This window comes from Vibrio breoganii (assembly GCF_024346795.1).
Classification (GTDB): Bacteria; Pseudomonadota; Gammaproteobacteria; order Enterobacterales; family Vibrionaceae; genus Vibrio; species Vibrio breoganii.
In genome coordinates this window covers 226,680-239,378 of the sequence record NZ_AP024864.1, presented here as the reverse complement: position 1 = coordinate 239,378, position 12,699 = coordinate 226,680, and the positions used below count along the sequence as shown (strand labels likewise).

Below are 12,699 nucleotides of genomic sequence, written 5' to 3'. Positions count from 1 at the left end.
TATGACGTTATAAAGTAACAGTCTTTTAACCGACTATAAAGTCGTCCAACTGCGCCTCTTCCCTCTTTTGCAGTCTAGCCCAATCGGCTTGCTGCATTCGAATATCAATCAACAAGTTACCTTCTGAATCATACGCCTCTTGTCGAATAGATTTCATATTGAAAAATACACTGCGTAAACGCCCCTGATACAGGGGAGGTATACTCAAGGTATATTCGACCATTTGACTTGCTAAGCGTTCAGTCAACGCTTGAAACAGCAGGTCTAAACCCAAGCCTTCCATCGCAGAAACCCACACTGTAGTGGGCACACCCTCTTCGTTATATTCAATACGAGGAGACTGTTGTTCCATGTTGTCTATCTTGTTCATGACAAGTAAGACTGGGATCTCGTGCGCATCGATCTCTTCTAAGACGATATCGACGGCTTGGACATTCTCTCTGAAACGTTCGTCACTAGCATCTATAACATGTAACAAGATGTCTGCTTCTTGGGTTTCCTGCAAGGTTGCCTTAAAAGCAGCAACCAAATCATGCGGAAGATGACGAATAAAACCTACGGTATCCGCAAGGATAGCAAGGCCCACATCGTCTAACTCTATTTTACGTAGAGTTGGGTCCAAAGTAGCAAATAACTGGTCAGCTGCATAAACGCTAGCTTCAGTAATCCTATTAAACAGAGTGGATTTACCGGCGTTGGTATAACCAACCAAAGAGACAGTGGGGATTTCAGCTCGCTTTCTTGCTCTGCGGCCTTGTTCGCGCTGCTTAGCTACCTTTTCTAGGCGACGTAAAATCGCTTTGATTCGATCTCTTAGCAAACGACGGTCGGTTTCAAGCTGGGTTTCACCCGGCCCTCTTAAACCAATACCACCTTTCTGTCTCTCCAAGTGAGTCCAACCACGAATCAATCGGGTGGAGATATGACGCAACTGCGCCAACTCTACTTGCAGTTTACCCTCATGGGTTCTCGCCCTTTGAGCAAAAATATCCAAGATAAGACCGGTACGATCTAGCACTCGGCATTTGCACAACTGTTCTAGGTTTCGTTCCTGAGCAGGAGAAAGGGAATGGTTAAAGATAACTATCTCAGCCTCAAGTTGCTGAACGAAATCAGCAATTTCTTGTGCTTTACCCTCACCCACAAAGTACTTCGCATGGGGGGACTGACGGCTACCCGTTATGGTATGCAGGTTGTTAACACCCGCAGAAGACACTAACATCTCAAATTCAGCTAGGTCTTCCCACTCCCCTTCCTGTGTAAAATTAATATGAACAAGTACCGCCTGTTCACCTGATTCATACCGGTCAAACAAGCGATAAGCTCCTTACACAAGATACTTGATGATTAAATAACTTTTTCAATTAGTCTTCAGATTTCTCTTGAGTGCGATCTGCACGTTCATTACTGCTGTGATGAGTTACTGCTCGCGCAGGAACTACTGTCGAAATAGCATGCTTGTATACCATCTGATTAACGGTATTTTTCAGTAGGATCACAAATTGGTCAAAAGACTCGATCTGACCCTGAAGCTTGATGCCATTGACAAGATAAATAGAAACCGGCACGCGCTCACGACGCAATGCGTTTAAGAATGGGTCTTGTAAAGATTGCCCCTTTGCCATTGTTATTTTCCTTATTAGTATGTTGTTGTAATTATTTAGCAAGTGACAGTAGAAAAATTGTACTGTTTACGCATCCTAGCTAAACCAAACAATACCTCAATTAATTCTACGATCCGTGTAGAGGTATTATTCATGTAAAACGATCATATTATACACAGCAAATTCAATTAGATGCTATGACATTTGCGATTGTTTCTACCCCATGATCGATATTTTGACTATCGAGCCAAGTTAGGTCTTTCCAACTGCGAAGCCAAGTAATCTGGCGCTTCGCTAATTGCCTAGTCGCACAGACTCCTTTGAAGATTGCTTCATCAAAGCTGTACTCTTCTTCTAAGTAACCCCACATCTGACGATAGCCCACACAACGAATTGAAGGAAGATCTGGATGCAAATCAGTGCGTTGATGTAAGGCTCTAACTTCATCTTCAAATCCAGCCTCTACCATTTTTTCATAGCGAAGTTCGATACGTCGATGCAGTTCGGAACGCTCTTGAGGAGCAATAGCAAACTGTTTCACATCATACGGGATAGGCTCTCCCTTCTGTTGCGTCAGTTCTGTCAGCGACTTTCCAGAAATACGAAAAACTTCTAAAGCGCGCGATAAACGCTGCGGATCATTGGGGTGAATACGCTCTGCAGAGACTGGGTCTATCTGTTTTAGCTCATCATGCAGAGCTTGCCAGCCCTTTTGAGTGGCTTCTTGCTCAATTTGCGCGCGAATGTTAGGGTCAGCTGCGGGTAATGGAGAAAGCCCCTCTAGTAGAGCTTTGTAGTACAGCATTGTACCCCCTACTAACATAGGAATTTTACCTTGTGCGGTAATCTCATCCATTAGCTGCAGCGCATCACGACGAAAGTCTGCTGCTGAATAAGATTCTGAAGGGTCGATAATATCAATAAGGCGATGAGGGGCGGCGGCTTGCTCTTCTGCCGTCGGCTTAGCCGTGCCTATGTCCATCCCTTTGTATATCAGAGCTGAATCAACGCTGATTAGCTCAATGGGAAAGCGTTGTCGAAGGCGAATCGCCAATTCGGTTTTACCGGAGGCCGTTGGGCCCATTAAAAATATGGCCAAAGGCAATTTATCATTCATGTGATAGCGCTTTAATTTGGGTGGAAAAATCCACTAATTGAATAAGTTTTTTATCTTTTAAGTCTAGACCTTGTGCGGAAGCACCCTCTAAGTCGGACAGTAACTGAACCGCCTCTGACAAAGTGTAGGTCTTATTTTGTTCGGCTACCTGAGAAGCGAGCCAAAGGCTTAACTGTTCAAAGGACAACGCTTGCCCACCACTCAACATATCGATGAGCTTAGAAAACAACTGCTGAAGATTATGATGTCTTAGTGGCTGAGGCACTGCCATGATCATCACTTTGGCTCCAGCTTTAAACATCAACTGAATCGCAAAACGCTCAAGCATGGGCTGCATTTGCTTAAGCAACTCGATATCTTCGCTTCTCACTCGCAATGCCAGAGGGATCAACAGTGGCTGCTTGACCAACTGCCTTTGGTCTACCGACAACTGTCCTCGAAGCTTTAATATCTCAGCATAAGACAAAGCAAGCAGTCCGCATCCTGCGTTGGTGTTAATCAACAAAAAGCGCTCATTGACCACAGTGAATGCCTTCCCTAGCTGAGTAATAGGCTGAGCCACCACAGAAGATGGCGTCTCTACAGCAGAGCTAGGCTCAACGGTCATCAGTTGCTGATAGACCTTAGCCTCTTGTTCAGATACCTGAGGCTTAGGCGTTCTTGAGGTGTTATTTTGCCCCCAACTTGAGCGCGCCTGACCTTCGCTTCGCGGTGCACCATGAGACGACTCTGCCGAGTCTGCCCTGTTTGGATATGCTGGAATCTGCTGCATCGCCTGAGCTTCTCTTTGTGAAGGAGAGGCTGATATTGGCGTCGACTCGGGGCTAGGTGTGATTGTGGTTTGCTCTGATTCACTTGCAGTCGATTGCTGCGGATGAGGCGTGGCGAACGCACTTTCCCGTCTCTCTTCAGAGACCAGTTGTTGCGACTGTCCTAGCGCATCAACAAGGGCTTGATAGATAAAGTCATGCACCAGTCGCGCTTGATGAAAACGCACTTCATGCTTTGCTGGGTGAACATTCACATCGACTTGATGTGCATCGATCTCAATGAACAGCACATAAGCGGCAAACTGCTCTGGACGCAATGCTAGCTCATAGCTTTGGCGAATCGCATGATTGATGAGTTTGTCACGCATCATTCTGCCATTTACATAGCAGTATTGCAGATCACCTTGTGAACGCGCTGCTGCGGGTGTGGTTATCCAGCCATACAACTTTAGGTCTTGATGTTGCAGCTCGACCTTTAACATGTTGTCTGCAAAGTTTTTACCACACACAGATTGAATGCGTTGCTCTACCTGGCGCTCTGTTTTTGCAGCGCGATATTGCTTAACCAGCTTACCATTGTGTCTAAGGTTAAGAGTGACATCAAAGCGGCTCAAAGCAATGCGCTTTAACAGCTCTTCAATATGAGTGAACTCTGTCTTTTCAGTACGTAGGAACTTTCGTCTTGCTGGAGTATTAAAAAACAGATCCAACACTTCTACCGAAGTTCCTACAGGGTGTGCGGTCGGCTGCAGCTTAACCTGCATATCTCGACCTTCAGAATAGGCTGCCCACGCTTGCTCTTGTGTCGCCGTTCTTGAGGTTAAGGTTAAGCGAGATACCGAACTGATACTAGCCAGCGCCTCTCCACGAAACCCAAGGCTCATGATGGCTTCAAGATCATCCAAGGTGGTAATTTTAGAGGTCGCATGTCGACTCAGGGCGAGTTGAAGTTCATCTTTAATGATGCCCTTACCGTTGTCCCTGATGCGAATCAGTTTACTGCCGCCTTTTTCGATATCGATATCGATACGAGTAGCACCCGCGTCGATGCTATTTTCAACGAGCTCTTTAACCACAGAGGCCGGTCTCTCAACCACCTCTCCGGCTGCTATTTGGTTCGCCAGTCTCGCTGGTAGTATCTTAATTTCGCTCATCGGTTTGGAATAATCAGCGTCTGTCCAATGGCAAGCTCATCGGAACGAAGGTTATTGGCGCTGCGAATGCTGCTCACAGTCACCCCATATTTAGATGCGATTTTACCCAAAAACTCTCCTCGTTGAACCTTATGGCGCCTGATTGGAGTATCTTTCACGGCAACGGTGATCTTAAGCTTTTGACCAACACGAACCGTATTAGACTTAAGGTTATTTTCTCTTTTAATTGAGTCTACCGATACCTTATATCGACTGGCGATCTTGCCTAGATACTCACCCGATTTCACCACATGGGTAACGGTTTTGGTCTCTACGGTATTAAGTGTTTTCGTCGGAACTGAAGCGCCAGGAATAGTCAGCTTCTGACCCACTTTGACGGTATCACTTTTTAGGTTGTTCGCCGATTTGATCGCACCAACGGAAACTCCGTGTTTTTGCGCAATCTTAGATAAAAAATCACCGCGCTGAACAACGTACATTCCACCGTGGCTCGGGCTGTTATCAAACCCAGTTCCTTCCGGCGGATTTTGTTTTAGATACGTCACTACCGCACGGGACAAAGCGCTCGCTAGCTTGTCTTGATATGAACGCTGAAATAGCAGTTTCTCTTCAGTTGGGTTTGAAATGAAGCCTGTTTCAACCAGAACTGATGGTATTTGAGGTGAACGCAACACCGCTAGGCTAGCTTCACTTGGTTTACTTTTATGCAGACGAGCGACCTTTTTCAACTCACCTAATATCTCTGTCGCTAACTTCTCACCCTCTCGCTTGGAGTGGGTGAACTGCAGATCCAGCAATGTTTGGTTTACATTTTTATCCGCTCGAGTAACCGTGGAAGTGCCACCTAGCTTTTGAGATTGACGCTCTTGGTTCTCTACCCAACGAGAAATTTCTGTGTTCCTACGACGATCATTCAAGAAGAAAACGGAAGCACCTCTTGGCTGTGGCGAGGTAAACGCATCTGCGTGAATAGAGATAAATAGGTGAGCTTTCTCTCGGTCGGCAATAGCCACGCGCTGATCTAGATTCACATAGTAGTCGCCCGTTCGAGTCAACTTGGCTCTGATACCAGGGATAGCATTCAACTGTGCTGCAAGCTTCCTTGAAACACTCAATGTGGTGTGCTTTTCATATTTGCGACTAGGACCAATGGAGCCAGGGTCTTTACCGCCATGGCCAGGGTCGATAACAATAACCACATCTTGTCGACTAGGCACGGTCGTTTTAGTCGCAACAACCGGTTTAGCTACTGGTTTAGACTGGCTGGTTGCTGAGAGAGGAAAATCGATCACCAAACGATGGCCGGCGCCGTTACCCGGGGCAAGCTTGAATAATTTAGGCGAAGACTTTCCCTTTAACTCAAACACCAATCGAAAGGTGTTTTTGTTAGGAGGAGAACTTTCTCTCACTTTACTTAAGATCGGACTCTTGGTTACCGACTTAGGTAATTTGGAACGATTAGATGTGCTCTTAAGATCCACAACCAAACGATCTGGGCTGCCTAAGGTAAAGTAGCTAAAATCCGCTGACTGGCTCAGGTCAATAACCGTCCTTGTTTCTTTATTAGTGGTCGAAATGCGAATGTTCTTAATCTCATTTGCTTGCACAGTGGCAAATAAAGAAGAAACAAAGAACAAGGCAAACGCCCATACTGAATTCTTAATCAATTTAGCTCCAGCTTTTCAATCAGTGTTAATCCATTGTCACTGTTTGCGGTAATGGTCGCGACGCGACCCTCGCCTTGATAACGAATGTCGATATCTAAATCTGCTTTAGGAAGCAATCCTTCCCCTTTCTCTGGCCACTCAACAAGGCAGATGGCATCTGGGGTAAAGTAGTCTCGAATTCCCATAAACTCGAGCTCTTCTGGGTCGGCAAGACGATAAAGGTCAAAATGATACACCTGCCAATCTTGCAAATCATAAGGCTCAACCAAGGTGTAGGTTGGGCTCTTAACGTTGCCTTTATGCCCCATCGACTGGATAAAACCTCGACTGAAGGTGGTTTTTCCCGCACCAAGATCACCGTGTAAATAAATGGTCGTTTGCTCAGAGCATAGGGCTGATAAGTTTGCTCCCATCTTTACAGTGTCATGCTCATCTTTGAGGGAGAAGTGCTTCTGGGTCATAAAAGAATAGTCTTTGCTTGGTTTTATTAATAATGACCTAATTATCTCTACTGAGCGCGTTTTGTCGAGCAAACCCGCCTCTTTGGTAGACTATGACCAATAAATTTCGTTCAAAAGTACTTCGAATGGGTTGCAGTGTTACATGTCGACTCGTTTATTCGCTAAAATAGACTCAACTTTCTTCGAATGACAGCATCAATGAATCTTCAACATTTGGCAGATCAAATCAAACTTTGGGGCAATGAACTCGGATTCCAAAAAATAGGAATAACCGATGTCGACCTCTCATCACATGAAGAGGGCCTGAAGAAATGGATTGCCCATGGCTACCACGGCAGTATGGAGTGGATGGAGCGCAATGAAGATAAACGCCTACATCCAGATAAACTTCACCCGGGCACATTACGAGTTATTAGCGTGCGCTTGGACTATCTTCCCCCAGAAGCTCATTTTGCCAGTAATCTTTCCGATCCGACCCAAGCTTATATTAGTCGTTACGCATTAGGTCGTGATTATCATAAGCTGATGAGAAACAAGCTCAAAAACTTAGCCAAGAAAATTGAAGATGAACTTGGAGAGTTGAACTATCGCCCCTTTGTTGACTCGGCTCCTGTGCTGGAGCGTCCCTTAGCTGAAAAGGCGGGTCTAGGCTGGACCGGTAAACACTCTTTGCTGCTCGATGAAGAGGCAGGCTCTTGGTTTTTTCTTGGCGAACTATTGATTGGATTGCCTCTTCCTGTCGATGCTCCAGTAGAAAACCAATGTGGGAAGTGTCGCTCTTGCATCACAAGTTGCCCTACGGGAGCGATAATCGAAGATGGTGTCATTGATGCGCGCAAGTGCATCTCTTACTTAACCATAGAATATGATGGAATCATTGAGCGTGAGCTTAGTGATGCAATGGGCAATCGTATCTACGGCTGTGATGACTGCCAACTGGTATGCCCGTTTAACCGTCATGCTCAGCTTACGCAGCAAGCGGACTTTCATAGACGAGAAAGCATTAAAGACAGCAACTTAATTACACTTTTATTATGGAGTGAACAAGAATTCCTTAAGAACTTCGAGGGTTCAGCAATACGCCGCATTGGTCATCTGCAGTGGCTACGAAACCTCGCGATTGCTTTGGGAAATGGCGCATACAGCGATGAAGCCATAATAACTCTAGAAAGTAGACTTGGGCTTTGTGACGTTTTGGACCACCATATTGCCTATGCCATCGAACGGCTTAAATCTCAGACTCCATTTACCTCAACCAAGCAACAGCGACTGATTCGAATTGTTCAGAAAGGACTGCCTAGGGATGCCTAGCTAGATGCAATGCCATCAACTCTAGAGTATTCAGAACAAATGCTCGCTAGAAAAACCAAATAAGTGCCAATAAGCGGATGTTAAACCCTTAATTCAGCATAAAATGGTAAGTACATAGGTAATGTGGAAAAAGAATATAAAGCAAGTCTCATTTCAGCATGCCCTAAAGTTAAACACAGACGCGGAATATGATGAAGATCAAATAATGTGACATTTAAGATCAATTTCTTACATTCTTAGGATCAAACAACCTCACCATCAGCCCTTATATTTCAAGGCATTAAGCTAGGTGTAATAAGTCCCATCGTTCTTATGATGAAATTAGATCTTGACAAAAGATCCGCAAAAATCAATTGCTAAAATTTTTATCAACCAAGTTATCCACAGCCGTGGTTTTGTGGATAAGTCTGTGAGTTAATTCTTAATGGAGTGTAATAATGGGCGTTTCACAGAGATTGTGAAAAATTATAGATAAGGAGAAAAAGAGCTGGGTAATACTAGTGCAGAAAGAATGTAATGATTCGGATAATCAGTTCAAAAGCTTTGGAGCGACTCGACCAGACTGGACACAAGGTTCCTCATGTATCAGTCAATCAATCCAAAAGCTTTGGAGCGACTCGACCAGACTGGGCACGAGGTTCCTCGTGTAGCAGGTAATCACCCAAAAGCTTTGGAGCGACACACGAGGTTCGAACTCGTGACCTCAACCTTGGCAAGGTTGCGCTCTACCAACTGAGCTAGTGTCGCATCTCACTAACAGCTTTAAGCTAACAGCTATCAGTTTAAAAGTGGTTGCGGGGGCCGGATTTGAACCGACGACCTTCGGGTTATGAGCCCGACGAGCTACCAAGCTGCTCCACCCCGCGTCCGAATTGTATCACCGTTAAGTACGATGAAGACTTACTCTCTATTTAAAGAGAAATTTGGAGCGACACACGAGGTTCGAACTCGTGACCTCAACCTTGGCAAGGTTGCGCTCTACCAACTGAGCTAGTGTCGCATAACTTGTAACTGTCAGCTTGAAGCTATTAGCTATAAGTTTTTGAAAGTGGTTGCGGGGGCCGGATTTGAACCGACGACCTTCGGGTTATGAGCCCGACGAGCTACCAAGCTGCTCCACCCCGCGTCCGAATTGTGTCACCGTTAAGTACGATGAAGACTTTCTATTTGGAGCGACACACGAGGTTCGAACTCGTGACCTCAACCTTGGCAAGGTTGCGCTCTACCAACTGAGCTAGTGTCGCATAACTTGTAGCTGTCAGCTTGAAGCTATTAGCTATAAGTTTTTAAAATTGGTTGCGGGGGCCGGATTTGAACCGACGACCTTCGGGTTATGAGCCCGACGAGCTACCAAGCTGCTCCACCCCGCGTCCGAATTGTGTCACCGTTAAGTACGATGAAGACTTACTCTCTATTTAAAGAGAAATTTGGAGCGACACACGAGGTTCGAACTCGTGACCTCAACCTTGGCAAGGTTGCGCTCTACCAACTGAGCTAGTGTCGCATAACTTGTAGCTGTCAGCTTGAAGCTATTAGCTATAAGTTTTTAAAATTGGTTGCGGGGGCCGGATTTGAACCGACGACCTTCGGGTTATGAGCCCGACGAGCTACCAAGCTGCTCCACCCCGCGTCCGAATTGTGTCACCGTTAAGTACGATGAAGACTTACTCTCTATTTAAAGAGAAATTTGGAGCGACACACGAGGTTCGAACTCGTGACCTCAACCTTGGCAAGGTTGCGCTCTACCAACTGAGCTAGTGTCGCTTCGTAAACGTCTTTGTGCCGTTTAGGGATGCGAATTATAAGAGGTTATTTTTGTGATGCAAGCCTTAATTCTGATTTTTTTTATCTCAGCGCGTTAACTGAATAAAAAAACATCAGATCTTCATGATTGTATCTCTGTAATAACGAAGTTCAGCAATTGATTCGCGAATATCATCTAGCGCTAAGTGAACACCTTTCTTGGTAAATCCATCCAATACTTCTGGCTTCCAGCGACGAGTGAGTTCTTTGAGCGTACTTACGTCCACATAACGATAATGGAAGTACTGTTCTAGTTCAGGCATGTGCTTATACAAGAAACGTCTGTCTTGGCCGATGCTATTACCACAAATCGGTGAAGCTCCCTTCGGTACCCACTTTTCAAGGAACTCTATCGTCAGAGCAACGGCTTTATCTTCATCGATGTCGCTGTTTTGAACCCTCTCTACCAAACCACTATTGGTATGAGTGTTGGTGCACCAATCGTCCATCTTAGCCAGCTCGGATTCTGGTTGGTGAATGGCAATAACAGGCCCTTCAGCCAGAATGTTCAATTCGCTATCTGTAACGATAGATGCGATTTCGATGACTTTATGTGTTTCTGGATCCAACCCTGTCATTTCAAGATCGACCCAGATTAAATTTTTATCGTTCAACGCCATGAATGAAATTGCCTATTATTGTTGTGAAAGAATGAAATCTCAGTGGAGTGACTAATATGGGCTGCATAAAAGTAAGCCGTGACCGCTTAGTCTCGCATCTTGAGGTCAATTGGGTATATCATACTCCTCAATTATAGAAAGCCAACTGGACACTAAATAATACATGGCTAAAAAGAAGAAGCTAACCAAAGGGCAAGTACGTCGAGTGCGCGGCAATCAAAAGAAGCGACTGCAACAAGACAATACTGTTCAATGGGATGAGCAAATGCTTGGTGAAACCAAGAAGGGCTTAGTCATCACTCGATTTGGGCAACATGCCGATATTGAGGATAGTGAGACTGGAGAGATTCATCGCTGCAACTTACGCCGTGGTATTGAAAGCTTGGTCTCCGGTGACCGCGTATTATGGCGAATTGGTCTTGAGTCTATGGCTGGTATCTCTGGTGTTGTAGAAGCGGTAGAGCCAAGAACCTCAATGCTCACTAGACCCGACTATTATGATGGTCTTAAACCCGTTGCTGCCAACGTAGAGCAGATGGTCATTGTATCTTCAGTGCTGCCTGAGCTTTCTCTGTCTATTATTGACCGCTACCTGATCGCGTCAGAAACCCTAAACATCGCGCCACTACTGGTTCTCAATAAGATTGATTTACCCACACCAGAGCAACTTGTCGAGCTTAAAGAACAGCTAACGATCTACAGTAACATTGGCTACAAGGTCTTGCTGGTGAGTAAAGAATCTGGCGAAGGCATTCCTGAATTAGAAGCCGAGCTTGCAGGTAAGATAAACATTTTTGTAGGTCAATCTGGTGTAGGAAAATCGAGCTTAGTCAATGCGTTGATGCCAGAGCTTGAAGTAGAAGAAGGCGTTATCTCTGAAAACTCGGGGTTAGGTCAGCACACCACAACAGCAGCACGTCTATACCACTTCCCTGCGGGTGGTGATCTTATCGATTCACCGGGAGTGCGTGAGTTTGGCTTATGGCACTTAGAGGCCGATGAGGTCACCACAGCCTTCGTTGAATTCAGAGAATTCCTTGGCCTTTGTAAGTTTAGAGATTGTAAGCATGCTGATGACCCGGGTTGCGCCATTCAACAAGCGATTATCGACGGTAAGATTCATCCTAACCGATTTGAAAACTACCAGAAAATCATTGAAAGCATGGTCGAAATGAAAGCCAATCGCCAGTACTCGAAAAACAAGAAGCTGGATCAGTAGTATATTTAGACAAACGATGCCAGTTTGAGTAACATTCTGGCCCAATTTAGGAATAATGGACCTTATTGTGATTGATAAAATCAAAGTCGGTGCCCAATACTGGATGCCACAACACGGCCTAACGCGCCTAGTTGGAAAGCTTGCATCTGCGAAACTTGGCGGGGTTACCACGTCGATCATTCGTGGCTTCATCAAGCAATACAAAATTAACATGGACGAAGCGCTGCACTCAGATCCTGCTCACTTCGAAACCTTTAACGAGTTTTTCGTACGTGAACTAAAGCCAGGGATTCGCCCTGTCGTTGAAGACGACTCGGTTATCACACACCCGGCGGATGCTTGTGTGAGTCAGTTTGGTCCAATCGAAGACGGTAAGCTCATTCAAGCGAAGAAACACAGCTATTCAGCTCGTGAACTGCTTGGCGGTGATCTAAACCTTGCTGAAAGCTTTGCTGACGGTAGCTTTGCTACGCTTTACCTATCGCCTAGTGACTATCACCGTGTGCACATGCCTTGCGACGGCACATTAAGACAAATGATTTACGTTCCAGGCGATCTGTTTTCGGTAAACCCGTTAACCGCAGAGAATGTAGAGAATCTATTTGCCCGCAATGAGCGCGTGGTGTGTATCTTTGATACTGAATTTGGCCCAATGGCACAGGTTCTTGTCGGCGCGACTATTGTCGGTAGTATTGAGCTAATTTGGGCTGGCACCGTGACACCACCTCGTGGAAACACTGTCTATCGTTGGGATTACCCTGCAGATGGAGAGAAAGCTATCCACATTAAGAAGGGTGAGGAAATGGGCCGCTTTAAGCTAGGTTCAACAGTGATCAACCTGTTCCCTAAAGATGCCATTGAGTTTGATGAAAGCATGCAGCTTGAAGCTATTACTCGACTCGGTACTGCTTACGCTCACAAGCGCTAATCGCAACCATTTGAAAAATAAAATTAAAAAAGGAGCCTTAGGCTC

10 protein-coding genes and 9 tRNA genes are annotated in these 12,699 nt (G+C 45.4%); 3 read left to right on the top strand and 16 right to left on the bottom strand.

Annotated features, from left to right (window positions below; translation table 11 throughout):
* Positions 1-25: 25 nt before the first annotated feature.
* The 6 genes from hflX to tsaE form a co-directional block, all read right to left on the bottom strand.
* A complete protein-coding gene (gene hflX / locus OCU35_RS01185; RefSeq protein WP_017027513.1) occupies positions 26-1,315 on the bottom strand; it encodes a ribosome rescue GTPase HflX in 1,290 nt (429 codons plus the stop codon).
* Between the two features lie 49 nt (positions 1,316-1,364).
* Positions 1,365-1,625, bottom strand: a complete 261-nt coding sequence (gene hfq / locus OCU35_RS01180) for an RNA chaperone Hfq (protein WP_017027514.1) — start codon at positions 1,623-1,625, stop codon at positions 1,365-1,367.
* A 163-nt stretch (positions 1,626-1,788) separates the two neighbouring features.
* Entirely contained in the window at positions 1,789-2,721 is a 933-nt protein-coding gene (gene miaA, locus OCU35_RS01175; RefSeq protein ID WP_261825511.1) for a tRNA (adenosine(37)-N6)-dimethylallyltransferase MiaA, read from the bottom strand.
* On the bottom strand, positions 2,714-4,645 hold the full coding sequence (gene mutL / locus OCU35_RS01170; RefSeq protein WP_261825510.1) for a DNA mismatch repair endonuclease MutL: 1,932 nt from the start codon (positions 4,643-4,645) through the stop codon (positions 2,714-2,716). Before mutL ends, miaA begins: the two co-directional genes overlap by 8 nt.
* On the bottom strand, positions 4,642-6,312 hold the full coding sequence (locus tag OCU35_RS01165; RefSeq protein ID WP_102430439.1) for a LysM peptidoglycan-binding domain-containing protein: 1,671 nt from the start codon (positions 6,310-6,312) through the stop codon (positions 4,642-4,644). Before OCU35_RS01165 ends, mutL begins: the two co-directional genes overlap by 4 nt.
* The gene (tsaE, locus tag OCU35_RS01160) at positions 6,309-6,773 is read right to left on the bottom strand and encodes a tRNA (adenosine(37)-N6)-threonylcarbamoyltransferase complex ATPase subunit type 1 TsaE (RefSeq protein ID WP_017027518.1); all 465 of its coding nucleotides are present in this window, start codon (positions 6,771-6,773) and stop codon (positions 6,309-6,311) included. The genes OCU35_RS01165 and tsaE overlap by 4 nt, the downstream gene beginning before the upstream one ends.
* A gap of 198 nt (positions 6,774-6,971) precedes the next feature.
* On the opposite strand from tsaE, the gene queG reads away from it, so the two are divergent.
* Positions 6,972-8,084 carry a tRNA epoxyqueuosine(34) reductase QueG gene (gene queG / locus OCU35_RS01155; protein WP_017027519.1) on the top strand — a complete coding sequence of 371 codons (1,113 nt, stop codon included), beginning with the start codon at positions 6,972-6,974 and terminating at the stop codon, positions 8,082-8,084.
* Between the two features lie 671 nt (positions 8,085-8,755).
* Here queG and OCU35_RS01150 read toward each other — a convergent pair.
* The 10 genes from OCU35_RS01150 to orn form a co-directional block, all read right to left on the bottom strand.
* Positions 8,756-8,831 (bottom strand) — tRNA-Gly (locus OCU35_RS01150).
* A 42-nt stretch (positions 8,832-8,873) separates the two neighbouring features.
* Positions 8,874-8,950 (bottom strand) — tRNA-Met (locus tag OCU35_RS01145).
* Between the two features lie 58 nt (positions 8,951-9,008).
* Positions 9,009-9,084 (bottom strand) — tRNA-Gly (locus OCU35_RS01140).
* Positions 9,085-9,133: 49 nt separating this feature from the next.
* Positions 9,134-9,210 (bottom strand) — tRNA-Met (locus OCU35_RS01135).
* A gap of 42 nt (positions 9,211-9,252) precedes the next feature.
* Positions 9,253-9,328: transfer RNA gene (locus tag OCU35_RS01130), tRNA-Gly, on the bottom strand.
* A 49-nt stretch (positions 9,329-9,377) separates the two neighbouring features.
* Positions 9,378-9,454: transfer RNA gene (locus OCU35_RS01125), tRNA-Met, on the bottom strand.
* Between the two features lie 58 nt (positions 9,455-9,512).
* Positions 9,513-9,588 (bottom strand) — tRNA-Gly (locus OCU35_RS01120).
* Positions 9,589-9,637: 49 nt separating this feature from the next.
* Positions 9,638-9,714 (bottom strand) — tRNA-Met (locus OCU35_RS01115).
* 58 nt (positions 9,715-9,772) lie between these two features.
* Positions 9,773-9,848, bottom strand: a tRNA-Gly gene (locus OCU35_RS01110).
* 113 nt (positions 9,849-9,961) lie between these two features.
* Positions 9,962-10,507: an oligoribonuclease gene (gene orn / locus OCU35_RS01105; RefSeq protein WP_017033086.1), complete on the bottom strand. Its 546-nt coding sequence runs from the start codon at positions 10,505-10,507 to the stop codon at positions 9,962-9,964.
* A 163-nt stretch (positions 10,508-10,670) separates the two neighbouring features.
* On the opposite strand from orn, the gene rsgA reads away from it, so the two are divergent.
* Both rsgA and asd read left to right on the top strand, forming a co-directional pair.
* Positions 10,671-11,726, top strand: a complete 1,056-nt coding sequence (gene rsgA / locus OCU35_RS01100; protein ID WP_261825509.1) for a small ribosomal subunit biogenesis GTPase RsgA — start codon at positions 10,671-10,673, stop codon at positions 11,724-11,726.
* Between the two features lie 70 nt (positions 11,727-11,796).
* On the top strand, positions 11,797-12,654 hold the full coding sequence (gene asd / locus OCU35_RS01095) for an archaetidylserine decarboxylase (RefSeq protein WP_026012671.1): 858 nt from the start codon (positions 11,797-11,799) through the stop codon (positions 12,652-12,654).
* Positions 12,655-12,699: the final 45 nt, after the last annotated feature.

Bases quoted from the DNA above. Each gene is read 5' to 3' on its own strand.
- hfq (WP_017027514.1), bottom strand. From the start codon at position 1,625: ATGGCAAAGGGGCAATCTTTACAAGACCCATTCTTAAACGCATTGCGT.
- miaA (WP_261825511.1), bottom strand. From the start codon at position 2,721: ATGAATGATAAATTGCCTTTGGCCATATTTTTAATGGGCCCAACGGCC.
- mutL (WP_261825510.1), bottom strand. From the start codon at position 4,645: ATGAGCGAAATTAAGATACTACCAGCGAGACTGGCGAACCAAATAGCA.
- tsaE (WP_017027518.1), bottom strand. From the start codon at position 6,773: ATGACCCAGAAGCACTTCTCCCTCAAAGATGAGCATGACACTGTAAAG.
- queG (WP_017027519.1), top strand. From the start codon at position 6,972: ATGAATCTTCAACATTTGGCAGATCAAATCAAACTTTGGGGCAATGAA.
- orn (WP_017033086.1), bottom strand. From the start codon at position 10,507: ATGGCGTTGAACGATAAAAATTTAATCTGGGTCGATCTTGAAATGACA.
- rsgA (WP_261825509.1), top strand. From the start codon at position 10,671: ATGGCTAAAAAGAAGAAGCTAACCAAAGGGCAAGTACGTCGAGTGCGC.